Source organism: Nonomuraea gerenzanensis (assembly GCF_020215645.1).
GTDB lineage: Bacteria > Actinomycetota > Actinomycetes > Streptosporangiales > Streptosporangiaceae > Nonomuraea > Nonomuraea gerenzanensis.
Map to the genome: position 1 here is coordinate 9,488,946 of NZ_CP084058.1, position 20,978 is coordinate 9,509,923.

19 protein-coding genes are annotated in these 20,978 nt (G+C 72.8%); 6 read left to right on the forward strand and 13 right to left on the reverse strand.

Annotated features, from left to right (window positions below; genetic code table 11):
- Positions 1–18: 18 nt before the first annotated feature.
- From speB to LCN96_RS44110, 5 genes are all read right to left on the reverse strand, one after another.
- Positions 19–1,014 (reverse strand): agmatinase, encoded by a 996-nt coding sequence (gene speB, locus LCN96_RS44090; RefSeq protein ID WP_225268348.1) that lies wholly within the window; start codon positions 1,012–1,014, stop codon positions 19–21.
- A gap of 44 nt (positions 1,015–1,058) precedes the next feature.
- A complete protein-coding gene (gene cobT, locus LCN96_RS44095; RefSeq protein ID WP_225268349.1) occupies positions 1,059–2,129 on the reverse strand; it encodes a nicotinate-nucleotide--dimethylbenzimidazole phosphoribosyltransferase in 1,071 nt (356 codons plus the stop codon).
- Between the two features lie 11 nt (positions 2,130–2,140).
- The gene (locus LCN96_RS44100; protein ID WP_225268350.1) at positions 2,141–2,986 is read right to left on the reverse strand and encodes a sirohydrochlorin chelatase; all 846 of its coding nucleotides are present in this window, start codon (positions 2,984–2,986) and stop codon (positions 2,141–2,143) included.
- 69 nt (positions 2,987–3,055) lie between these two features.
- Complete coding sequence (locus LCN96_RS44105) at positions 3,056–4,231, reverse strand: bifunctional cobalt-precorrin-7 (C(5))-methyltransferase/cobalt-precorrin-6B (C(15))-methyltransferase (RefSeq protein WP_225268351.1); 1,176 nt, start codon at positions 4,229–4,231, stop codon at positions 3,056–3,058.
- Positions 4,232–4,312: 81 nt separating this feature from the next.
- Complete coding sequence (locus LCN96_RS44110) at positions 4,313–5,392, reverse strand: GNAT family N-acetyltransferase (protein ID WP_225268352.1); 1,080 nt, start codon at positions 5,390–5,392, stop codon at positions 4,313–4,315.
- Positions 5,393–5,466: 74 nt separating this feature from the next.
- Here LCN96_RS44110 and LCN96_RS44115 point away from each other — a divergent pair, with 74 nt between their 5' ends.
- Both LCN96_RS44115 and LCN96_RS44120 read left to right on the forward strand, forming a co-directional pair.
- Positions 5,467–5,877 (forward strand): DUF2795 domain-containing protein, encoded by a 411-nt coding sequence (locus LCN96_RS44115; protein WP_225268353.1) that lies wholly within the window; start codon positions 5,467–5,469, stop codon positions 5,875–5,877.
- A gap of 3 nt (positions 5,878–5,880) precedes the next feature.
- Entirely contained in the window at positions 5,881–6,903 is a 1,023-nt protein-coding gene (locus LCN96_RS44120) for a baeRF2 domain-containing protein (RefSeq protein WP_225268354.1), read from the forward strand.
- Here the strand turns inward: LCN96_RS44120 and LCN96_RS44125 are convergent.
- From LCN96_RS44125 to LCN96_RS44135, 3 genes are read right to left on the reverse strand one after another with little or no spacing between them, the layout of a single operon-like run.
- Positions 6,893–7,450 (reverse strand): LutC/YkgG family protein, encoded by a 558-nt coding sequence (locus LCN96_RS44125; protein ID WP_225268355.1) that lies wholly within the window; start codon positions 7,448–7,450, stop codon positions 6,893–6,895. The two genes, LCN96_RS44120 and LCN96_RS44125, sit on opposite strands and share 11 nt — an antisense overlap.
- Positions 7,437–8,828: a lactate utilization protein B gene (locus LCN96_RS44130; RefSeq protein WP_225268356.1), complete on the reverse strand. Its 1,392-nt coding sequence runs from the start codon at positions 8,826–8,828 to the stop codon at positions 7,437–7,439. The genes LCN96_RS44125 and LCN96_RS44130 overlap by 14 nt, the downstream gene beginning before the upstream one ends.
- Positions 8,825–9,556 carry a (Fe-S)-binding protein gene (locus LCN96_RS44135; RefSeq protein WP_225268357.1) on the reverse strand — a complete coding sequence of 244 codons (732 nt, stop codon included), beginning with the start codon at positions 9,554–9,556 and terminating at the stop codon, positions 8,825–8,827. Before LCN96_RS44135 ends, LCN96_RS44130 begins: the two co-directional genes overlap by 4 nt.
- A gap of 88 nt (positions 9,557–9,644) precedes the next feature.
- On the opposite strand from LCN96_RS44135, the gene LCN96_RS44140 reads away from it, so the two are divergent.
- The gene (locus LCN96_RS44140) at positions 9,645–10,343 is read left to right on the forward strand and encodes a FadR/GntR family transcriptional regulator (protein WP_225268358.1); all 699 of its coding nucleotides are present in this window, start codon (positions 9,645–9,647) and stop codon (positions 10,341–10,343) included.
- On the opposite strand, the gene LCN96_RS44145 is transcribed toward LCN96_RS44140, so the two are convergent.
- Positions 10,340–11,767 (reverse strand): sulfatase family protein, encoded by a 1,428-nt coding sequence (locus LCN96_RS44145; RefSeq protein ID WP_225268359.1) that lies wholly within the window; start codon positions 11,765–11,767, stop codon positions 10,340–10,342. The genes LCN96_RS44140 and LCN96_RS44145 overlap by 4 nt on opposite strands.
- An 83-nt stretch (positions 11,768–11,850) precedes the next feature.
- Here LCN96_RS44145 and LCN96_RS44150 point away from each other — a divergent pair, with 83 nt between their 5' ends.
- Positions 11,851–12,852 (forward strand): LLM class F420-dependent oxidoreductase, encoded by a 1,002-nt coding sequence (locus LCN96_RS44150; protein ID WP_225268360.1) that lies wholly within the window; start codon positions 11,851–11,853, stop codon positions 12,850–12,852.
- Positions 12,853–12,862: 10 nt separating this feature from the next.
- Here LCN96_RS44150 and LCN96_RS44155 read toward each other — a convergent pair whose 3' ends face one another.
- Together LCN96_RS44155 and LCN96_RS44160 are read right to left on the reverse strand one after the other, a co-directional pair.
- Positions 12,863–14,806, reverse strand: coding sequence for an FtsX-like permease family protein (locus LCN96_RS44155; RefSeq protein WP_225268361.1), 1,944 nt, complete (start codon positions 14,804–14,806; stop codon positions 12,863–12,865).
- Positions 14,803–15,486 (reverse strand): ABC transporter ATP-binding protein, encoded by a 684-nt coding sequence (locus LCN96_RS44160; protein WP_225268362.1) that lies wholly within the window; start codon positions 15,484–15,486, stop codon positions 14,803–14,805. Before LCN96_RS44160 ends, LCN96_RS44155 begins: the two co-directional genes overlap by 4 nt.
- 92 nt (positions 15,487–15,578) lie before the next feature.
- Between LCN96_RS44160 and LCN96_RS44165 the strand changes: the two genes are divergently transcribed.
- Both LCN96_RS44165 and LCN96_RS44170 read left to right on the forward strand, forming a co-directional pair.
- Positions 15,579–16,229, forward strand: a complete 651-nt coding sequence (locus LCN96_RS44165) for a response regulator (RefSeq protein WP_225268363.1) — start codon at positions 15,579–15,581, stop codon at positions 16,227–16,229.
- 46 nt (positions 16,230–16,275) lie between these two features.
- A complete protein-coding gene (locus LCN96_RS44170; RefSeq protein ID WP_225268364.1) occupies positions 16,276–17,001 on the forward strand; it encodes a DUF4328 domain-containing protein in 726 nt (241 codons plus the stop codon).
- Between the two features lie 8 nt (positions 17,002–17,009).
- On the opposite strand, the gene LCN96_RS44175 is transcribed toward LCN96_RS44170, so the two are convergent.
- A complete protein-coding gene (locus tag LCN96_RS44175) occupies positions 17,010–20,663 on the reverse strand; it encodes a DNA polymerase III subunit alpha (RefSeq protein WP_225268365.1) in 3,654 nt (1,217 codons plus the stop codon).
- Positions 20,663–20,929 (reverse strand): DUF6504 family protein, encoded by a 267-nt coding sequence (locus tag LCN96_RS44180; RefSeq protein WP_187414801.1) that lies wholly within the window; start codon positions 20,927–20,929, stop codon positions 20,663–20,665. Before LCN96_RS44180 ends, LCN96_RS44175 begins: the two co-directional genes overlap by 1 nt.
- Positions 20,930–20,978 lie beyond the last annotated feature (49 nt).

Consider the following 20,978-nt stretch of genomic DNA (forward strand, 5'->3'; position numbering starts at 1 on the left):
TCATTTGCTGCGCATGGGTCAACGGCCGTCAAGAAGCGGCTGCCTGGGATCCCAGCGGGGCCCGCCCTCGTCGTCCTTGCGGCGGCGGGCCATCGCCGACAGGGCCTCCAGGATGACCCGGTTGCCGAGGAAGGCCGTGATGTCCGCGTGGTCGTACGGCGGCGCCACCTCGACCACCTCCATGCCGGCCACCGGCAGCTCGTAGCAGATGCGGCGGACGGCGTCGAGCAGTTGCCTGGCCGTGAGGCCGCCCGGCTCGGGCGTGCCGGTGCCGGGGGCGTGGCCGGGGTCGCAGACGTCGATGTCGACGGACAGGAAGATCTGGTCGCATTCGTCCAGCGCGATCCCGAAGGACTCGGTCAGGCATGCGTCAAGCCCGCGAGTCACAATTTCGGTCATTTCATAGGAACGCATATTTTGCCGAGCCATCCAGCCGAGCGTCTCCGGCTCGGGCCAGTAGCCGCGCAGGCCGAGCTGCAGGAACCTGTCGCCCCTGATCGCCCCGGACTCGATGAGCCGCCGCATCGGCTGGCCGTGCCCGTACAGATGGCCGAAGGCGATGTCGCCGGTGTCGGCGTGCGCGTCGAAGTGGATCATGGAGGTCCGCCCCGGCGCGTACGCCCTGGCGGTCCCCCGCGCGTCCGGCAGCGCCACCGTGTGGTCGCCCCCGAGCACCAGCGGGATCGCCCCCGAGGCCGCCACCCGGTGCACCGCCTCCTCGATGGCCGCCAGCGAGCCCTCCACGTCGCCCGAGTAGCACTCCACGTCACCGGCGTCGAGCACGCGCAGGTCGCGCAGCGCGTCCACGCGCAGGGCCAGGCTCGGCCTTGAGCCGTCGTGCGGCAGGTAGCAGGCCTGGCGCAGCGCCATCGGCCCGAACCTGGCACCCGGCCGGTTGGACGTGCCGCCGTCGAACGGCGCGCCGATGATCACCACGTCGGCGCCCGCGTAGCTGCCGGGATCGCTCAGGTCGCAGCGGTCCACCCCGAGGAACGTGATGTCGGGGCCGAACATGGGTCCATAACGAGACACTGTGCCTACCTCCAGTGCCATCATCATCACACGGGCTTCTCGGTCACTCCCGCCGAGTCGAACGTCGCCACGTCGTGCATCACGCGTACCGCCGCGCACACCATCGGGTGCGCCAGCAACCCGCCCGTGCCCTCGCCGAGCCGCAGCTCCAGGTCCACGAGCGGGCGCAGCCCGAGGTGGGCCAGCGCGGCGGTGTGGCCGGGCTCGGCCGAGCGGTGCCCGGCCACGCAGTGGTCCAGGGCGGCCGGGTCGAGGGCCGCCGCCACCAGGGCGGCGGCTCCGGCGATGACGCCGTCGAGGATGACGGGCACGCGCAGCGCCGCGCCGCACAGGATGAAGCCGGCGATGGCCGCGTGCTCGAACCCGCCGACGGCCGCCAGCGCGCGCAGCGCCTCGCTGGGCGAGCCGGACGGCTCCGTCACCGCGTTCGTGCGCAGGGCCGCGCGCACGATGCCGACCTTCAGCGCGTACGTCTCGTCGTCGATGCCCGTGCCCCGCCCGGTCACCTCGGCGGGGTCCTTGCCGGTGAAGGCGGAGATCAGCGCGGCGGAGGCGGTGGTGTTGGCGATGCCCATGTCGCCGGTGATCAGGCAGCGCGCGCCCTTGGCGACCAGGTCCCTGGCCACGACGATGCCCGCCTCCAGCGCCCTGACGGCCTGGTCGACGGTCATGGCGGGGCCCTGCGACAGGTCGGCGGTGCCGTACGCGATCTTGTGCGAGACCAGGTCGGGGGCGTCGGGCAGGTCGGCGGCGACGCCCACGTCCACCACGGTCACCGACGCCCCCGCCTGGGCGGCGAAGGCGTTGGCGACGGCGCCGCCGGCCAGGAAGTTGGCGACCATCTGCACCGTGACCTCCTGCGGCCACGGGCTGACGCCGCGGGCGTGCACGCCGTGGTCGGCGGCGAAGATGGCCAGGGCCGCGGGCTCCGGCATGGGCGGCGGGCAGGTGCCGGCCGCGCCGGCCAGGCGGACGGCGACCTCCTCCAGCACGCCGAGCGAGCCGCGGGGCTTGGTGAGGCGGTCCTGGTAGGCGCGGGCCTCGGCGAGCACCCGGGGGTCGGCGGGACGGATCGCCGCCAGCGTCTCAGCGAACACGGATCCTCCAGTCACGGGACGAGTTGGAGCGCTTCCTCGTAGCGGTCGATCACGACGTCGGCCAGGGTCTCGCAGTCGCCGATCACCTCGGCGCAGCGGATGTCGAGGTCGGGGTGCCCCGCGCCGTACGCCAGCGCCTGCGCCCAGACCCGCTCCAGCAGCCCGCCCGCGAACAGCAGGTACGGCACCACGATGACCCGCTTGGCCCCCAGCCGCCGGCAGCGCTCCAGCCCGCCGGGCACCCCGGGCGGGGTGACGGAGACGAAGGCGGTCTCGACGGTCATGAAGTCGTAGGCGTGCGTCTCCCAGAACAGCCGGGAGACGCGGTGGACCTCGGCGTTGGCGGTGGCGTCGGTGGAGCCCTCGCCGACCAGCACGACGGCGGTCTCCCCCGGCTCGATGTGCTGGTGCACGTCCTCGACCGGCAGGGATTCGACGGCCCGCAGCCGCGGCCTGGCGCCGGCCAGCTCCAGCGCGCGCGGCCTGGACAGCTCGGCGGCGGCCTCGTTGAGCCGCTCCGCCAGCAGCGCCAGCACGCGCGGATCGGGGCCGAGCGGGCGGCCGTAGTCGTACATCAGGGTGGGATGGCGCTGCTGCTCCAGTGCCATCGCGGCGGGGAACTCCTCGCCCATCCTGCTCAGGCTCAGCGGCAGCGCCACGAGCCGGTGGTGCCCCCGCGCGACCAGCGAGGCGACGGAGTCGCTCAGCCGCGGGGTGGCCCGCTCCAGGTAGCCGCCCGACACGTCGGCGCCCGACTGGTCGAGCCGGCAGCGCAGGCGGTGGACGAACCTGCCGAACTCGGCGGCGTAGGCGTCATCCTGTGAGCCCTGCCCGATCAGCAGGAGCGGCGGCTTCATCGTGAGGGTTCTCCGGTGCGGTGGACAAGGACACGCGAGGATAACCGATGCGCCCGTGTGGGGAACAGGTCACGCTGCGTGCGCAGGTGTCGCGTGCACCACGAAAACCGGGTCCGACGCTGCGAGACTGTGGGAGCCGTCGGGGTTGAGCACCAGCTTGGAGGCCAGGATCTGGGTGCCCTCGCCGCGGTAACCGTGCTCGCGCAGGCGTTCGAGCACCCCGGCGACCTGCTCGACCTTGCGCAGCGCGCACACGAGCACGCGCGGGCCCCTGGCGGCGCAGGCCACGATCACGTCCAGGCCGCCGCCGCCCACGAAGACGGCGTCGGGGTCGGGCAGCGGCTCCAGCGCGGGCGGCGCCTGCCCCCTGGTCAGCGCCACTTTGACGCCGTGTTCGAGCACGTTGGCGCGCAGTCTGGCGCAGCGGGCCTCGTCGCGTTCGACGGCCATCACGGCCGCGCCCAGCCGGGCGCACTCGACGGCGATCTGGCCCTCGCCCGCGCCCACGTCCCACACCAGGTCGCCGAGCCGGGGGCCCAGCTTGGCCAGCACGTACGCCCGCGCCTCCGGCGGGATCCCGCCCTCGAACGGCAGCGCCCACTCCGACGGCCCCGGCTGCGCGCCCGCCACCCAGCCCGGCTCCTTCGGCTGGTGCAGCGGATCGACGACGAGGACCACGTCGGGGTCCTTCCACGGCCTGGTCGTGGCCTCGCCCATGCGGCTGTGCGTGACCCGCTCGTCGGGCCCGCCGAGGTCCTCGCAGACGATCAGCGCGCGCGGCGTGGTGGGCGCCAGCTCCCTGGCGATCTCGCCGGGGCCGACGCCGGGCGCGACCAGCAGCGCGACCTTGGGGTGCGCGCGGCAGGCGTTGACGGCCCTGCTGAGCTGACGCGGGCCCGACGGGGCGACGACCAGCGCGTCCTCCCAGTTGAGCCCGGCACAGGCGAAGGCCCGGGTGACGAGCGAGGTGGCCGGCAGCACGTCCGGTTTGAGGCCGTGTGCCCGGAGCCGGCGTACGACGCCGAAGAAGCCGGGGTCGCCCTGCGCGAGCACGACCGCGGGCCCTTCGCCGTGCTCCAGGTGGTCGTCGAGGGCCTCCAGCAGCGCACCGTCCGCGGCGGTCGCCGCCGAGAGCTGGAGTTGTCCGAGAACGGCGTCGGGCCCCACGACGAGCCTGGCCTCCCGCAGCTTGCCCACTGCCTTGGCCGGAAGCTCGGTTCCGTCCCAGCCGACAACCGTGATCATTGCGCCTCACCGTCCTCACCACCAGGGTGACGGCTGAGAGGTGGTTTCACCAAGGGGTGCCGGGGCCATTCCGGTGTGCCCTCAGGCCAGGTCCGACGGGACGAGGCTGTAGACGATCATGTCCTCGCCGGCGATCGAGGCGCGGGCCAGCCCTTCCCGGACGAAACCGGCCTTCTCCGCGACCCGCTGGGAGGCGGTGTTGGCCGGGGAGACGCGGAGCTGGAGCCGGCTGAAGCCGTGCCGCTCGAACAGCCAGCGGGCGACCGCCTCGACGGCCTCGCCCGCGTAGCCCCTGCCTCTGGCCCAGGGCGCCGTCATGTAGCCGACCTCGGCCGTCCTGCCACTCCAGTCGAGGTCGCGCAGGTCCACGTTGACCACGTAGCGGCCGCTCGCCAGTTCGGTGGCCGTCCAGGCGACGCCGACGCCCCTGATCCACCTGCGCTCGGCGTGGGCGACGTAGGCGCGCGCGTGCTCGGCCGTGTAGTCGCGTGGCACGCCGGTGAACCGCTGGGTCAGCGGGTCGGCGCCGGTGGTGGCCACGTCGGCGGCGTCCTCGGGCAGTTGCCTGCGCAGCAGCAGCCGCTGGGTGCGCAGCTCGGCCTTGGCCAGGGCGGCGGCCGGCACGCGGCTGTCGTAGTGCAGCAGGCCGAACAGGACGAGGTCGTGCGCGCCGTCCTCGTCCACGACCGCGTCGCGCACCACGCCTTCCCAGGTGAAGCCCGCTTTGCAGGCGACGCGGAGCGAGGCGAGGTTGTCCAGCCTGGCGGTCAGGTCGATCCTGCGCAGCCCCATGCTCTCGAACGCCCAGTCCGTCAGGCCGCGCAGGGCCTCGGTGGCGAAGCCGCGGCCCCGGTAGAGGGGGTGGACGCCGTACCCGACCTCGGTCGTGCCCGCGCTCCACGACGTCTTGAACAGGCTGATCGCCCCGACGATGACGCCCTCGGCGTCGGTCATGGCCAGGTGGATGCCCTGGCCGGAGCGGCGCAGCTCGTGCACACCGTGCATCAGCCAGGGGGCGATCCCCGAGACCCTGGCGGGCGCGCCCGGCGGCAGGAAGCGGGTGCCGGACTGCACGATGGAGCGGACGCGGAGGGTGTCCTTGGGGCCGAACGGCCGGAGCGCAAGCCGTTCCGTGGCGATGCTCACGTCGGGATCGAACACGCTGTGGAGGGTACACAGTGGCGATGTTTGCCCACGAAAGCGGGGGTAGGGGCGGATTGAGAGGAGTGAGGCTGATGATGGAACGTGGAAGCGACAAGCACGGCCCCCGTCTCGACAACGAGCAGAAGCACGAGACCGAGGGCATGGTTCGCGGTGGCGGCACGACGCATGCCGAGGAGTGGAAGGAACCCGAGGCCATGCCGGCGCCCGGAGAGGAGTCGCTTCAGACGTACGCGCCAGGTCACGAGCCCGGTGTCCCGGAAGGCATGACGCAGCGGGACGTGAACCTCCGCAGCGACCTCGCCAAGTGGCTGAGCGACACCCATTGGCCCTCGTCCAAGCGCGAACTGCTGGCCCGCGCCCGCCGCGAGGGCGCGCCCGACCAGGTGATCGACCTGGTCGAGTCCCTGCCCGAGCGCAGCTACACGAACATGGCCGACCTCGCCAAGGCGCTCGGCATCGGCGTGGAGAAGCGGAGGTGGTGAGCGGTGCGGCTCGACTTCATCCGGCCGCTGTACGAGCGGCGCGGCCCGTACGCGTCGGTCTACCTGGGCGCGCTCACCGGCCCCGAACGGGAGTCCCACTGGCGCGGCATGCGCGACCGGCTCAACGGGCACCGCGGCCCGGTGGACAAGGCGACCATGGACGCGCTGGAGGAGCAGGCCCTCGGCGCCGCCGCCGGGCGGGCGCTGTTCGCCACGCACGGTGAGGTGGTGCTGGCCGAGTCGCTGCGCGAGGCGCCGTCCGAGCTGGCCACCTGGACGCCGCTGCCGCACGTCACGCCGCTGCTGATGCGGCGCGGCGAGAACGTGCCGCACCTGCGGGTCATCGTGGACCACGCGGGCGCGGAGGTGACCGTGTTCGGGGGCGGGGCGCCGCGCCGGGCCACCGTCGAGGCCACCGCCTGGCCGCTGCAGAAGACCGCCCAGGGCGGCTGGTCGCAGAAGCGGTACGAGCGGGCCGTGGACGAGGCCTGGGAGAAGAACGCGGTGGCCGTGGCCCACGAGGTCGACGAGCAGGTGCGCCGGATCGGCGCGGAGCTGGTCCTGGTCGCGGGCGAGCCGAAGTCGCGCTCTTACCTGCTGCACCACCTCGGCACCAAGTCGGCCGACCGGGTGGCGATGGTGGAGCACGGCAGCCGCGACGACCACGGCCGCTTCGAGCAGGACGTGGAGCAGGCGCTCGACGACTGGCTGGACCGCAAGCGGGCCGAGCTGCTCGAACGCCACCAGGAAGCCGCCGGCCCCACCGGCATGGCGCGGGTCTCGCAGGCGCTGCGCGAGGGCCGGGTGCACGCGCTGCTGCTGCCCGGCGAGCTGCCCCACCCCGTGTGGATCGGGGAGGGCGGCACGCAGCTCGCCACCGACCGGGGCGAGCTGCAGCGATGGGGCGTGGAGGAGCCCGTCCAGGAGCGCTCCGACTCCGCGCTGGCCAGGGCGGCCGCCATGACGGACGCCGAGCTGTGGTTCACCGACGCCGTCGAGGACGTGGCGGCGGTGCTCAGGTACTGATGACCACTTCCAGGGTGCGGGGGCCGTGCACGCCCTCGACCCGGTTCAGCTCGATGTCGCTGGTGGCCGAGGGGCCGCTGATCCAGGTGAGCGGACGCGACGGGTCGAGCCTGGCCACGGCCTCCGGCACGCCCGCCACGATCTGGTCGGCCCGCACCACGCACAGGTGGTAGTCGGGGACCAGGGTCTGGGCCCTGGTGCCCTGGCCGGGGCCGTGGTCGAGGACGATGGTGCCGGTCTCGGCGATGCCGACGGCGCAGTTCGTGATCACGCCGTCGGCGGTGTCGAGGTCGTCCCAGCCGCCCGCCCGGTCGAAGCCGTCGGGGACGATCATGCGCCGCTCGCCGAGGCACTCGTCGATCTTGGCGGCCAGCCCGGCCGCCGGGACCACGTGCACGATCGCCCGGTAGTCGTCCACCCGCTCGGCGAACAGCCCGACCAGGTCCTCGACCTGCCGTTCTGTCCGGTAGCGCCGGGGGATCTCCACGTCCCCCGCCCCGGCGACGGCCTTGCGGACCCTGGCGAGGATCTCCTCACGCGCGCTCATTCCGCTCCCACCAGTCTCTGAAGGATTCTTCGGGAATCTCGGGGATGTCCCGGGTGTCCGTCCACGCCGACAGCGGGCCGGGCAGCCGCTTCGGCACCAGCTTGCGTACGCGGGTGGCCGCGCGCTGCGCCTTGGCCAGCCGCTGGTGGTCGTTGAGTATCCAGCCGGCCACCTTCATGCCGGCCCGCTCCGCCGCCGCGTGCGGCGCCTTGGCCCGCAGGTCCACCAGCACCTCGGGGATGTCGATGGCCACCGGGCAGGCCTCGTAGCAGGCTCCGCAGAGGCTGGAGGCGAACGGCAGCGAGGCGTCCAGCTCCGAGGACATGCCCCTGAGCTGCGGGGTGAGGATCGCGCCGATGGGGCCGGGGTAGACCGAGCCGTACGCGTGGCCGCCCGCGCGCTCGTACACGGGGCACACGTTCAGGCAGGCCGAGCAGCGGATGCAGCGCAGCGCCTGGCGGCCCACCTCGTCGGCGAGCACGTCGGTGCGGCCGTTGTCGAGCAGCACCAGGTGGAAGTCCTGGCCCTCGGTGGCGCCGGTCCACATGCTCGTGTACGGGTTCATCCGCTCGCCCGTGGAGCTTCTGGGCAGGAGCTGGAGGAAGACCTCCAGGTCCCGCCAGGAGGGCAGCAGCTTCTCGATGCCGACGACGCTGATCAGGGTCTCGGGCAGGGTCAGGCACATCCGGCCGTTGCCCTCGGACTCCAGCACGACCAGCGTGCCGGTCTCGGCCACCATGAAGTTGGCGCCGGAGATCGCGACCTTGCTCCTGAGGAACCGCTCGCGCAGGTGCAGCCGGGCGGCCTCGGCCAGAGCGGGCGGGTCGTCGGTGAGGTCGGGGGTGACGTGCGGCATCTTGTCGAGGAAGATCTCGCGGATCTCCGACCGGTTGCGGTGGATCGCGGGGACCAGGATGTGACTGGGGAAGTCGTCGCCGAGCTGGACGATCAGCTCGGCCAGGTCCGTCTCGTACGCGGTGATGCCGTGCGCCGCCAGCGCCTGGTTGAGCTCGATCTCCTGGGTGGCCATCGACTTGACCTTGACGACCTCGGTCTCGCCGGTGGCCTTGACCAGGTCCGTCACGATGCGGTTGGCCTCGGCGGCGTCCCTGGCCCAGTGGACGGTGCCGCCCGCCCGGGTGACCGCCTCCTCCAGCTGGAGCAGGTAGCGGTCGAGATGGTGCAGCGTGTGGTCCTTGATGGCCTTGCCGGCGGCGCGCAGCTCCTGCCAGTCGGGCAGCTCGCCGACGACGCTCGCCCGCTTGCCGCGAATGGTGTGGGTGGCCTTGCGGAGGTTGAAGCGGAGCTGCGAGTTCTGTACGGCCTTTTTCGAGTTCTGCGGGAAATTTCCTGGCATGCCGATGAATGTCGCGCTCATTGGGCTTCCTCCGTCGAGGCGAGGATCTCGGCCAGGTGCATGGTCCTGACGCCGGTCTGCTGGCGGCTCAGGGTGCCGCCGATGTGCATGAGGCAGGAGTTGTCGGCCGCGCACAGCACCTCGGCCCCGGTGTCCATGATGCTGCGGGTCTTGTCGGCGCCCATCGCGGCGGAGACCGCCGGGTTCTTGACCGCGAACGTGCCGCCGAAGCCGCAGCACTCCTCCGCGCCGGGCAGCGGCACCAGCTCCAGGCCGCGCACGTTCCGCAGCAGCCTGGTGGGCCGGTCGCCCAGGTGCAGGCCGCGCAGCGAGTGGCACGTCGGGTGATAGGTCACCCGGTGCGGGAAATAGGCGCCGACGTCCTGGACCTTGAGCACGTCGATCAGGAACTCCGACAGCTCGTACACCTTCGGCGTGACCTCCGCGATCGCCGCCGCTCCCCTGCTGCCCGGCTTGGCCAGCTTCGGGTACTGCTCGCGCACCATGGCCGCGCACGACCCCGACGGCGCCACGACCGCGTCGTAACCGGCGAACACCTCGGTGAAGTGCCGGGCCAGCCGCACACCCTCCTCCCGGTAGCCGGTGTTGACGTGCATCTGCCCGCAGCACGTCTGGGCGGCGGGAAAGTCCACGTCGCAGCCGAGCCTGCGCAGGAGCGACACCACGGCCTTGCCGGTGCCCGGGAAGAGCGTGTCGTTCACGCACGTGATGAACAGGGCGACTCGCACGGCCCTCCTTCCGAAGTATGGTCCGACCACAGTATGGTCAGACCATATCGAACCACAACGTTTCCGGCCAGCATGAGGAGGCTCCGAGGTGGAGGACACCGGCTGGCGTCCCGTCAAGCGGACGCGGACGTTCGAGGACGTACTCGCTCAGATCGAGCGGCGCATCGCCGAGGACGGCCTCACCGTGGGCGACCGCCTGCCCGCCGAGCGCCAGCTCGCCGAGCAGCTCGGCGTCAGCCGCTCCTCGGTACGCGAGGCGATGCGCGTGCTGGAGACCCTCGGCGTGGTCTCCTCCCAGGTCGGCCGGGGCCCCGACGCCGGCGCCGTGCTCACCTCGCGCCCCGACTCGGCGCTGACCGACCTGCTGCGGCTGCACCTCGGCCTGGCCACTTTGGAGATGCGCGAGGTCATCGACACCCGGCACATGATCGAGCAGTGGGCCGCCGCCCAGGCCGCCACCGCCGGCGCCGACACCTCCGCCCTGGCCGCCGCGCTGGCCGGGATGGACGGGGCGCGGACGGCCGAGGAGTTCGTCGAGCACGACACGGCCTTTCACTGCGCGATCGCCGACGCCTCGGGCAACCGGCTGATCGCCGCCATCATGCGCTCGCTGCGCGACTCGATGCGCAGGTACTCGGTGGAGGCGGTGCAACGGCTGGGTGACACGTCGGTCCTGCGGGCGGACCACGTACGCATCCTGGAGGCCATCGAGCGGGGCGAGGCGGGCGAGGCGACGCGAGCCGTGTCGGAGCATCTCGCGCACGCCTACCCGTCGTTGTTCCGCTAGCCCTGACTGTCGGCCTGGCGGCAGCTCGCCCCCGAGCACGCGGCCATGGCCGCCAGCCGCCGGTCCAGCGCGGTGATCAGCCCGGGGTCCGCGGTCGCCGCCAGGTTGCTGAGCTGGTAGGGATCGGTGGTCAGGTCGTAGAGCTGCCGCTCCCCCGTCTCGTACTTGACATAGGTGTACTGCTCGGTGCGCAGCGCCTGGTAGGCGGGCACGGGCGTCTGGGCGGCCGACGACCTGTTGGCCGGCCGGGTGAACTCCACCAGCACGTGCCTGCGCCACTGTGAGGGCGGTCTGCCGCGCAGCAGCGGCACCAGCGAGCGGCCCTCCGCGAACGCCGGCATCGTGGCCCCGCCCAGCTCGGCGAAGGTCGGCGCGAGGTCGATGGTGGCCCCCAGGTGCGCGACCGTCAAGCCGGCCGTGACGCCCGGCCCGCGCACCACCATGGGGACCCTGACGGCCTCCTCGAACGGGGTGGTCTTGCCCTGCTTGAGGCGGTGCGTGCCGAGGTGGAAGCCGTTGTCGGAGGTGAAGAAGACGTAGGTGTCGTCCAGCTCGCCGCTCTCCCGCAGGGCGTCGATCACCGAGCCGACGAGGTCGTCCACGCCGAGCATGGCGCGCAGCCGCCTGCGGTAGTGCTCGTCCACGTCGGCCTGGGCGTCCAGGCCGAGCGCGGGCCTGTCGCGCAGCCACAGCGGCTCGTTGCTGACGTCCGTCTGGTTGAACGACGGGGTACGCGGCACCATGGCCAGCGGGAAGGCGTGCGCGTGCCGGTGGGCGGGGTTGGCCGGGTTGTGCGGGCCGATCGGGGCCAGGTAGAGGAAGAACGGCTCGTCGGAGTCCGTGATGAAGTCGCGGGCCTTGCGGGCCAGCACGTCGGACAGGTAGTCCTCCTCCTCCCAGCCGTAGTCGCGCGGCACGCCGTTCTCGTTGAGGCGGTAGCCGTACTCGTCGTAGAGCTTGCGCACCGGCACGGCCCACTCGTCCCAGCCGGGCGGCACGTACGTCTCCTCGGCCGTCTCCCCCGGATAGTGGTTGAGGAACTTGCCCATCAGGCCGGTGCGGTAGCCGGCCTGCTGCATCCAGGTGCCGACCGTGGAACGTTCCAGATTCGAGGTGTGGAAGCGGTCGAAACCCCCCTCGGGAGCGGTGTTGGTCAGCACGCCGTGACTGTGGACGTGCTGGGAGCGCAGGATCGACGCCCTGGAGGGGCAGCACCAGGAGTTCGTCACGAAGAAGCGGTCGAACGAGGCGCCCTGGCCCACCAGGTGCCGCGAGATGTTCGGGAAGAGCGGCAGGGTGCCGGTCTCCAGGTCGTCGGCCAGGATGAGGACGATGTTCGGCCGGGAGTCGCCCTGCGCGATCGTGGGCTCGGCCGCCGGCAGCAGAAGCAGCAGGCAGGCGAGCCGACAGAGGACCTTGAGCACAGAGTGTGACTACCCCGGAAGATCCTCCATTGACACTTGGGGCATCCCCGGCCGTAATAGAACTTAATTCCGGAGGTGTCCCCATGAAGCTCGGTCTGAACCTCGGCTACTGGCAGCGCAACGCCGACGACGCAACCGAATCGGTCCTGGCGGCCGAGCGGCTCGGCTACGACTCGGTGTGGACGGCCGAGGCGTACGGCAGCGACGTCTTCACCCCGCTGGCCTGGTACGGCGCCCGTACGTCCCGCATCAAGCTGGGCACCTCGATCGCCCAGATCTCCGCCCGGCCACCGGTCACGACCGCGATGACCGCGATGACCCTCGACCATCTGACCGGCGGCCGGCTGCTGCTGGGCGTGGGCGCCTCAGGGCCGCAGGTGGTGGAGGGCTGGTACGGCCAGCCGTTCGCCAGGCCGCTGGCCAGGACGCGCGAGTACGTCGAGATCATGCGCAAGGTGTGGCGCCGCGAGGAGCCGGTGACCAGCGACGGCGAGCACTACCCGCTGCCGCTGCCCGGCGGGCTGGGCAAACCGCTCAAGTCCATCACGCATCCGCTCCGCGCGGACATCCCCCTCTATCTCGGGGCGGAAGGACCGAAGAACGTGGCGCTGGCCGCCGAGGTGGCGCAGGGCTGGCTGCCGCTGTTCGCGTTCCCCGAGAAGATCGAGGAGATGTACGGCGAGGCGCTGTCCGGCGCCGAGCCGGGCTTCGACGTGGCGGCCATGGTGATGGTGCTGATCTCCGACGACCTTCGGGGCGCCCTCGACGTGGTCAAGACGATGCTGACGCTCTACATCGGCGGCATGGGCGCCAGGCAGCGCAACTTCCACGCCGACATCATCGGCCGGATGGGCTACGCCGAGGCGGCCGAGCACATCCAGGCGCTGTACCTGGCGGGGCGCAAGGACGAGGCGTTCCGGGCGATCCCGGACGAGCTGGCCGACGGCATCTCGCTCGTCGGCCCGCCCGGCCGGATCAAGGAGCGGCTGGAGCTGTGGCACCGCAGCCCGGTCACCAGCCTGCTCGTCATGGGGGTGCGGGACGAGCCGTCCCTGAAGCTCGTCCGCGACCTCGTTCTCGGTTAGCGGAGGAAGGCTAGTCGGGGCGGGGCGCCGGGTCGGCGGTGACCGAGCGGAGCAGCGGGCGGCTCAGCGCGCCCGCCGCGATCACCCCGGCGAAGCCCGCCACGACGCAGCCCGCCAGCGTGAGCGTGCCGGCCACGTTCATGCCGCCGATCATGAACGGCACCGCGCAGAACGCCCCCACCAGGATCGCCCCGCCGCCCATGACCGTCAGCGGGACGAGCGTCTCGGTGCGGCGGGCCCGGTCGAGCACCTCCAGCGGCGTGCCCGCCAGGCGCAGCAGCCCGTACGTCTGCCGCCGGTCCAGGATCGACGACGCGGCCGTGATCCCCGCGCTGGCGACGGCCACCAGGAACGACACCGACAGCACCACGATCGTGCCCACCCGCACGTCGGCCAGGAGGTCTATGCCGAACCGCCGGTCGTCGCGCTCGGTGGTCGGCGTGCGGCCCGGCACGAGGCCGGCCAGCGCGGTGCGGGCCCGGTCCACGGTGGCCGCGTCGGCGGTGCTGCCCAGCGCCGCGACCACCACGTCCTTGACGGGCCGCACCGTGGCCGTCACGCCCGCCGCGCGCAGTCGTTCGCGGGCCTGCGCGCTCACCTGCCCGACCTGGCCCGCGGGCGCGGTGACCCGGAGCTGGGGCGGCCCCGTCACCTCGGCGCCGAACCCCGACGGGCTGAGCAGGCCGAGGAAGCCGGCCACGAAGCCGGTCAGCGCCACGCCGCTCACCGTGCGCCAGGCGGAGCGCGGGTCGTCCACGAGCCGGCGGCCGGCGAGCAGCCGGGCGGGCCCCCGCGCGCTCGCCGCCGTGATCCGGCCGATCACGCCGACCACCCACGGCCCCACCAGGTTGACGCACAGGAACGCCAGAGCCAGCGCCACCGCCACGATCGCCACGCTGGTGCCCCTGGTCATGACCGGGAACGCGGCCAGCACCGCCAGCAGGGCGAGCACCCGGACGAACCGCATGGCGGGCGGCGTCTCCCGCTTGGCCACGCCGAGCGGGCTCACCACGACCCGCCGCAGGCCCGCCACCGCCGACAGCCCCACCAGCAGCGGCACCGCGACCAGCACTCCGGCCAGCGCGAGCGGCCCGGGAAGCAGGTCGGCGGCGAACCACGGCCCGCCCTGCATCTCGATCCTGGCCAGCAGCGGCACGGCCAGGGCGAAGACGACGGCCCCCGCCAGCGCGCCGGCCAGCGCGACCATCACCGCCTCCGCCACGGTCATCGCGACCACCTGCCCCGGTGTCGCCCCGATCAGGCGCAGCGCAGCCAGCCGCTGGTCGCGCCTGGCCACCGTGAGCCGGGCCGCCGCGCCCCCGAACACCAGCAGCGGCACCACCATCAGCACGCTGGCGACGAGCGAGAGCGCCTGGTACGCCTCCGCGTCCTCGCTCGGCTGCCCGGCCAGGCTCGCGACCTTGACGGGCGGCTTGGCGATGATCCAGTCGTCGGTCCGCTCTGCGGTCATGGCCGGGGCGTCCGGCTCCTGGCCGACGACCGCGACCAGCTCGTCCGGATGGACGAGCGCCTCGTCGCCGAGCACGCCCTCGGTGTCCGGATAGCGACCGGCCAGCTCTGCGGCGGGCAGTTCCTTCGCCAGCGCGGCCAGGGCCGGTGACAACCACACCTCGCCGGGCGCGGGGAAGCGCGGCATCCCGGGCGGCGGCGCCGGCTTCCTGCCCGGCAGGGCGGCCAGGTCGACGACGGTGATGGTGCGGTCGCGGACGAAGTCGAAGCGCGAGGCCTCGACGGCCACGGCGGCGCCGGACACGGCCGGGACCGGGTTGCGCCAGGCGCCGCGCTCGGCCCTGGCCTGGAAGGCGGAGTTCGCGGCCACGGCGAACAGCAGCAGCGCCGTGGCCACCGCGACGGCGCCCAGCGTGAGCCAGGTGCCCAGCATGCCCTTGCGCCCGCCGCCCCTGAGCAGCCGCCAGGTCAGGTCGAGGTTCACGCGAACACCCCGGGCTCCCGCGCCGGCAGCCGGCCGTCGCGGACCTCGACCGTGCGGTCGCACCAGGCGGCCACGTTCGGGTCGTGGGTGACGACGATCAGGCTCGCGTCGTTGTGCTTGGTGGCCTCCACCAGCAGCCGCATCGTCTCCTGCCCGGTCTGCTGGTCGAGCGCCCCCGTGGGCTCGTCGGCGAAGACCACGGCCGGCCTGGTGACCAGCGCCCTGGCGATGGCCACCCGCTGCGCCTGGCCGCCGGACAGCTCGCCGGGCCGCCTCGACTCCATGGAGGCCAGGCCGAGCGGGGCGAACCACTCGCGGGCCTGCCGTACGGCCTGGGGCCTCGGCACGCCGCCCAGCATGAGCGGGAGCGCCACGTTCTCCTCGGCGGGCAGCTCGGGCAGGAGCTGGCCGAACTGGAAGACGAAGCCGAACCTGGTGCGGCGCAGCGCGCTGCGCTTGCGCTCGCCGAGGGTGTCGATGCGCTGGCCGAGCAGGTGCACCTCGCCCCCGTCCGGCTTCATGATGCCGGCCAGGCAGTGCAGCAGGGTCGACTTGCCGGAACCGCTCGGCCCCATGATCGCCACGGCTTCGCCCGCCCGTACCGCGATGTCCACGCCGCCCAGGGCGACCGTCTGCCCGAACCGTTTGGCCAGGGCTCGTCCAACAAGCACGTCGTTCATGCCGTCCAGGCTCCCGCCGGAGCGGGGGGCGGCGGATCGGCCGTGCGTCCATACCGGCCTCAGCCGAACGGCTGATCCTTAGAGTTGAGCCCGTGACTATTCGGGTTCTCATCGCAGACGACCAGCAACTGGTGCGTACCGGCTTCCAGATGATCCTGAACGCCCAGCCGGACATGGAGGTCGTGGCCGCGGTCGCCGACGGCGCCGAGGCCGTGGCGGAGGCCAGGCGGCTGCGGCCGGACGTGTGCCTGCTCGACATCAGGATGCCCAAGCTCGACGGGCTGGAGGTGACCCGCGTGCTGGCGGGCCCCGGCGTGGAGAACCCGCTGCGGGTGGTCATCGTCACCACCTTCGACCTGGACGAGTACGTGTACGGCGCACTGCGCTCCGGCGCCACCGGCTTCCTGCTCAAGGACAGCGGCCCCACGCTGCTGATCGAGGCGGTCAGGGCCGCGGCGGCGGGCGACGCGCTGGTCTCACCGTCGATCACCGTGCGGCTGCTGCAGCACCTGGCCCAGCCGCGCAGGACCGCCGCGCTCCCCGCCAACGACCCGCTGACCGAGCGCGAGCTGGACGTCGTCCGGCTGGTGGCCAGGGGGCGGACGAACCAGGAGGTGGCCGGCGAGCTGTTCGTGTCGCTGTCGACGGTCAAGACGCATCTGGGCAGCATCCAGGCCAAGCTCGGTGTCCGCAATCGGGTTGAAATCGCAGCTTGGGCGTGGGAATCCGGCGTGGTGAGCTGATTAACAGCGGGGCTGCCGGGATACAAGTGAATCAGAACCTCAGCGCATGGCCCGGGGGGAGATCAACGTGCGCTACACCCAGGCATCGCCCACCAGAGCCGCCTCTGCCGTCTACCTGACGCTCACCGCCCAGATCCTCTCCCTCGGCGCTCTCGTGAGCTTCGAGCTGTCCCGCGGGCGCCGCCTCGCCGCCGAGCTCGCCGCGTTCGGCGGCCGGCCCCAGGGGGCCGACGCCGAGGCCGTGGTGGGGGCGGTGACGATGTTCGCGGTGCTGATGATGCTGGTGGCGGGCACCACGATCGCCGCCGCTGCCGCCTACGTGACCTGGCTCGTGCGCGCCAGGCAGGCCAACGACCGCTCCGCCGCGACCGCTCCCGTCGCGGCGGCCTGGCTGGTGCCCGGCGTCAACCTGGTCGCGCCGGCGGTGCTGGTCGACGAGGTCTGGCGCGGCACCCGCCCGCCGGCCGGGCGGCGCGGGCGGTGGCTGGCGCTGCTGGCGGGGTGGTGGGCGGCGTGGCTGGCCACGATCGCGCTGGTGACCATCCGGCTGCCGCTCGACGCCTCCGCCGGTGACCTGACGGGGGTGGGGGTGCCGGAGCTGGCCTGCGCCTCGGTGGCCGCGCTGCTGTGTGCCTGCACGGTGCGGGAGCTGACGCGGCTGCAGCGGGCGGCCCGCTCGGCCCGTCCGGCCGAGGCCGGCACCGTGCACACCTTCTCGCCGCAGGCGCCGCAGGCCGCGCCGGGGTCCACGGCGGTGGGGCGCACGAGCTGAGCCGCCCGTCAGGCCGCCGTCGGGCCCGAGCTGCCCGGGCTGGCGTGCCAGAGCTGCCTGGGCGGGTTGGTGGTGACGGCGGGGCCGAGGTCCGAGTAGGGCGACAGGCGGAAGCCGTTGGCGTACTCGATCGTGCGCCCGCCGACCCCCGCCAGCTCCTCCGGCGTCCGCTCGATGACGGCCCGCACCGCCTCGATCCCCCGGGAGCGCCATAGCGCGTCGAGATCGGCCAGGTTCCAGCAGTCGACCGCCCGCAGCGACACCGCGCGGGTCCCCGTGCGCCGGACCACCCCCTTGGCCAGCATGAGCCACGAGCCGAACACGATCGACGCGCACCGCCCCTGCACCGACTCGAAGAACGTCAGGTCGATCGGCCCCGTCGAGTCGTCGAGCGTGGCGAAGATGACGCGCTGGCCCGAGCGCACCGCCGGGGTCTGGGTGGCCACCTTGACCCCGGCGACCAGGATCTCCGCCCCGTTGCGCTGGGCGAGCAGGTCCCGGGAGCGCACCACTCCCAGCGCGTCGAGCAGTTCGTCGTGGAAGGTGACGACGTGCCGGCTGACGTCGATGCCGAGGATCTCCAGCTCGGCCTCGACCATCTCCGTCTCCGTCATCTCGGGCAGCTCCCCCGGCGACACCCTCTCGCCGAACCCGAGCGGGAGCTGCACCGCCGGGGGAGCCGCGGCCCTGGAGAGATCCAGATGGGAGTTGTAGCGCCTGGACTTGCGCGGGCCCGCCTGCACGCCGATCGCCGAGGCCCGGTCGAGCGCGCCGACCTGGGCGATCAGGTCGCGTCTGGTCAGCTCGCCGGGACGCCAGCGGCGCCCGTCGCCTGGGTGCAGGTCGTGCAGCGCGTCGAGGCCGCCGACCTGGACGATCCGCTCGATGATGGGCCGCGAGGGCCTGGCGCGGTCCCAGAAGTCGGCCAGCGAGGTGTACGGCTGCCCCGCCACCATGCGTTCGACCTCGGCCTCGCTCACACCCTTGATCGCCGAGAACGGCACCCGCAGCGCGTACCCCTTGCCGATCTCACCGATCTTGAAGTCTCTGACCCGCCGCCGCGCCTCGTCGGGTGAGCCCAGCTCGGCGGGCCGCACGCGGACCTGGACGCGCGGCCCGAGCCGCTCCACCTGCCAGTCCTTGCCCGAGTTGTTGATGTCCAGCGGCAGGATCTGCACCCCGCACTGCCTGGCCTCGTCGATGATGACGCGCGGCGGGTACATGCCGGGCTCGTGCGTGAGCACCCCGGCGAAGAACGCCGCCGCGTGGTGCCGCTTGAGCCAGGCCGACTGGTACGTGGGCAGCGCGAACGCCGCCGCGTGCGCCTTGCAGAACCCGAACGAGCCGAACGCGTCCAGCACCTGCCAGGCCCGCTCCACGGCCGCGTCGTCGAACCCGTTGGCCTGGGCCAGCGGGACGAACGCCCGGCGGACCCTGGCCCGCCCCTCCGGCGTGTCGAGCGTGCGCCGCAGCTTCTCCGCGTAGGACAGGTCGCGCCCGGTCATCACCGAGATGATCTTCAGCACCTGCTCGTGGAAGACCACGACGCCGTGCGTCTCGCTCAGCGCCTCCCGCAGCCGCTCGTGCGGATAGTACGGCTGCCGCCACCCGCCCCTGGCCTCCAGGTACGGGGTGACCATGTCGGAGTTGACCGGCCCCGGGCGGAACAGCGAGATGTCCACGATCAGGTCGTGCATCCTGCGCGGCTCCAGCTTGGCCACCAGCTCGCGCTGCCCGGGCGACTCGATCTGGAAGCAGCCCAGGGTGCGGGCGGCGCAGATCATGTCGTAGGTGTCCTGGTCGTCGTGCGGCACGTACTGGACGTCGGGGTCGTCGCCCTGCTGGGTGTCCAGCTCGATCACGACGTCGTCCACGCGCTTGACCTCGCTCAGCGCGTACGCCAGGGCCGACTGCATCCGCACGCCCAGCACGTCGAGCTTGAGCAGCCCGGCCTCCTCGACGTCGTCCTTGTCGAACTGCGACATCGGGAACTCCAGCAGGCTGCGCTCCACCGGCGTGCGGTCGCGCAGCCCGGCGTTGCCGATCAGCACGCCGCACGGGTGCAGCGCGATGTGCCTGGGCAGCCCGTCGAGCTTCTCGGCCAGCCGGAACACCCGGTCGAGCCCGGCCTCGCCGAGCCGGCTCTCGCGCAGCTCGGGCAGGTCCTCCAGGGACGCGGTGATCTGCTTGGCCCTGATGTGCGGGAACGCCTTGGCGATGGCGTCGATCTCGTGCGGCGGCAGGCCCATCGCCCCGGCGACGTCGCGGATGGCGCTGCGGGCCCGGTAGGTCTCCATCATGGACACGCACGCCACCCTGGACTCGCCGTAGCGGTCGAAGATGGCCTGGTAGCAGTCGAGACGGCGGGCCGACTCGACGTCCACGTCGATGTCGGGCAGGCCGATGCGGCCCTCCGACAGGAAGCGCTCCATGAGCAGGCCGTGGTCGAGCGGGTTCACCTCGCCGATGCCGATGAGGTAGTTGACCAGGCTGCCTGCCCCGGAGCCGCGGATGGCGCAGCGGATGCCCTTGTCGCGGATCATGTCCGTGATGCCGGCCACGGCGATGAAGTAGCCGGACAGGCGCTTGCGCTCGATGATGGCCATCTCGTCGTCCAGGCGCCGCCTGGCCTCGCCCGAGCGGTCGAGGCCGCGCCTGAACAGGCCGTCCTCGACCCGGTGGCGCAGCAGCGGCACGGGGTCGCGGCCGATCTCCGGCAGGTGCAGGCCCGGCGGGTCCTTGCGCAGCGCGAGCACGTCGAGCGGCTCCATCGCGCACGCCTCGGCCAGCCGCCTGGTGGTGAACAGCAGCCTGCCCACCCGCTCCTGGTCGGCGCCGCACACCTTGGCCGCCACCTGCCGCATCTCCTTGGTGCTCTTGAGGTAGGCGTGGGAGGTGGTGCGCTCCAGGTGGCGCGGGTGCAGCGGGACGAGCTGGCGGGCCGCGTCGAGCACGTCGCCGACCTGGTGGTCGGCGGGGTCGAGGTAGCGGACGGCGTTGGTCAGGACGGCGGGCACGCCCATGGTCTCGGCCAGGCTGAGCATGCGCACGGCGGTGGTGGCGTCGCGGAAGCCGTACTGGTCGACCAGCTCGATCACCACCCCGGGCACGGCGGCGCGCCACCTGCCGAGCAGCGCCATGGCGTGCTCGTCGCGCCGGTCGGCCACCGCGCGGCCCACGTCGGACCTGGGGCCGAGCAGCACCACGAGCCCGTCCTCCGCGCCGAACCCGTGCTCGCCCGGGCCGCCGGCCCACTCGCCGACCAGCTCGCGCGTCACCTTGGGCGCACCGCGCTCCCCCACGTGGTGCGCGGCCGTGACCAGGCGGCACAGGCGCGACCAGCCCTTGCCGCGGGCCAGCACGGTGACGCGGTCCTCGGCGTCGGCGCCGGTCCTCGGGCGCGGCGTGCGCGCCCCCGGCACCGGGGTGAAGGCCGAGGCGGGCACGTCGAGCGCCAGGTTCACGCCGACGACCGGCGCGATGCCGGCGTCCGCGCACGCCTGGACGTGCTTGATCGCGCCGTAGAGCCCGTCGCGGTCGGTCAGGGCGAGGATGTCCATCCCGTGCTCCGCCGCGCGGCTCACCAGCGCTCGCGGGAAGGCGGTGCCGTAGCGCATGGAGTAGGCGGAGCTCACGTCGAGGTGCGGGAACGGGGGCGCCATCAGTCCCACGCCCTCATCAGCAACCAGCCGTTGCCGGCGGTGTCGTAACGCAGCTCGTAGGAGCCGACCTCGCGGCCGGGGCTGGCCTCCACCCGCCAGAACTGGCGCTCACCGGGGTCGCCCTCGCCGGTCTTCCACCACTCGCGCGCGACCACCCACTGGTCGAGGACGCGGCGGACGAGATAGAGCCGGTCGCGCCAGACGAACTGGGTCGGCTCCCCGTCCCTGGTCCACACCTCTATCGGATCGCCATAGAGTCTGCTCAAGATCGCTTCTCCCCGCGGCTCTGGTCCGTATGCTGAGCCACCCGGGGGA